Source organism: Elusimicrobiota bacterium (assembly GCA_040757695.1).
In the GTDB taxonomy this organism is placed as follows: domain Bacteria; phylum Elusimicrobiota; class UBA8919; order UBA8919; family UBA8919; genus JBFLWK01.
Genome location: JBFLWK010000210.1, coordinates 1 through 1,630 on the forward strand (window position 1 = coordinate 1; position 1,630 = coordinate 1,630).

3 protein-coding genes are annotated in these 1,630 nt (G+C 31.2%); all 3 read left to right on the forward strand.

What is annotated here, in order from left to right:
- Positions 1-795, forward strand: a 795-nt coding sequence (locus tag AB1349_14185) for an undecaprenyl-diphosphate phosphatase (protein ID MEW6558474.1), incomplete at its 5' end; no start/stop codon positions are given.
- Positions 796-826: 31 nt separating this feature from the next.
- On the forward strand, positions 827-1,450 hold the full coding sequence (locus AB1349_14190; protein MEW6558475.1) for a class I SAM-dependent methyltransferase: 624 nt from the start codon (positions 827-829) through the stop codon (positions 1,448-1,450).
- Positions 1,443-1,630, forward strand: a 188-nt coding sequence (locus tag AB1349_14195) for a hypothetical protein (protein ID MEW6558476.1), incomplete at its 3' end; no start/stop codon positions are given. The genes AB1349_14190 and AB1349_14195, both read left to right, overlap by 8 nt.

The following is a 1,630-nucleotide window of genomic DNA, read 5'->3' on the forward strand; positions in this document are numbered from 1 at the left end:
ATCCTATTAGGTATTGTTGAAGGAATAACAGAGTGGTTACCAATTAGCAGTACGGGTCACATGATATTGGTTGAAGAATTTATACAGTTAAATATGTCTGAAGCGTTCAAAGAGATGTTTTTCGTTGTAATTCAACTGGGTGCTATACTGGCTGTTGCACTTCTCTATTTTAATAAACTAAATCCATTTAGTTCAACAAAAACTGAACAAGAGAAAATCAATACATTTAATATATGGTATAAAGTTTTGATTGGCATTATCCCTGCAGGCGTTATAGGTGTAGTGTTTGGAGATTGGCTAAATGATAACTTGTACAATTATCAAACGGTAACTATTACATTAATTTTGTACGGTGTATTATTTATAGTAATTGAAAATCGAAATAGGAACAAAGTTAGCAAAATAGAGGATTTTGATACTTTAAGTTTTAAGACAGCATTCTTAATTGGGTGTTTTCAAGTCCTTTCTCTTGTCCCAGGAACATCTAGATCAGGTGCGACAATTCTTGGGGGGATAATTTTAGGTACATCTAGAAGCATTGCTGCAGAATTTTCGTTTTTTCTATCAATTCCAGTTATGTTTGGTGCAAGTTTATTGAAGATTGTTAAGTTTGGTTTTAACTTTTCAACCACTGAGTTCATATTCTTAGTGACTGGTATGCTAACAGCATTTTTAGTGTCAATTATTGCAATTCAGATCTTACTAAAATATATAAAAAATCATGATTTTAAAGTCTTTGGATGGTATAGAATTGTGTTAGGAGCAATCGTACTATTATATTTTGGTTTCAAGTAAATTTGTGTTGAATTTGAGGGGAAGTGTGAAAATGCACTTGTATCGAGATAAAATATTTCCAATGATGATGAAGAAAAATATTGGGAAGAAATCAATTTTAGAACTTCGGAAAAAGATATTATCTGATGCTAAAGGAGAGATATTGGAAATTGGTATTGGTGAGGGAACAAATCTTACATTATACCCCGAGCATGTAGATCAGATAACTGCAGTAGACAACTACATTAGAAAAATTGACAGCTCGAATATCAATGTAAATTTAATATTTGCAAGTGCAGATTTTCTACCGTTTGATGATAACTCGTTTGATACTGTTGTATCAACATTTGTACTTTGTAGCGTAGAAAATTTAAGAAAGGTTCTTGCAGAGATTTACCGTGTATTGAAACCTGGTGGGCAATTTGTTTTTTTAGAACATGGAAAAGCTAAAGATAAATTGACGAGTATGATTCAAAATATGTTCAACCCGTTCTACAACATATTTGCTTATGGCTGTAATATTAATAGACAGTATAAATATGAAATGGTTCAGTGTGGTTTTCAACTGTTAAAATTTGAATGTGAGAAGGCTGATATATATCCACGAGTGTTGACTGGTTATGTATATACAGGTAAAGTAAATAAACCAGAGAAAATGGAGAAATTTGATGAATAGATTTATACTTTCAATATCTATGCATAAAAGCAAAAAATGTTTTTGTGAGAAATATGGTCACGATTGGTTTGATAATTTCAGAAAATTATCCTTCAGGTATTTTGATGATATTGTTCCAAATATCCCGAACATAGGGAAAAGTGTTTTTTCAATGAATTATAAGTTTGCACCTATTTATAT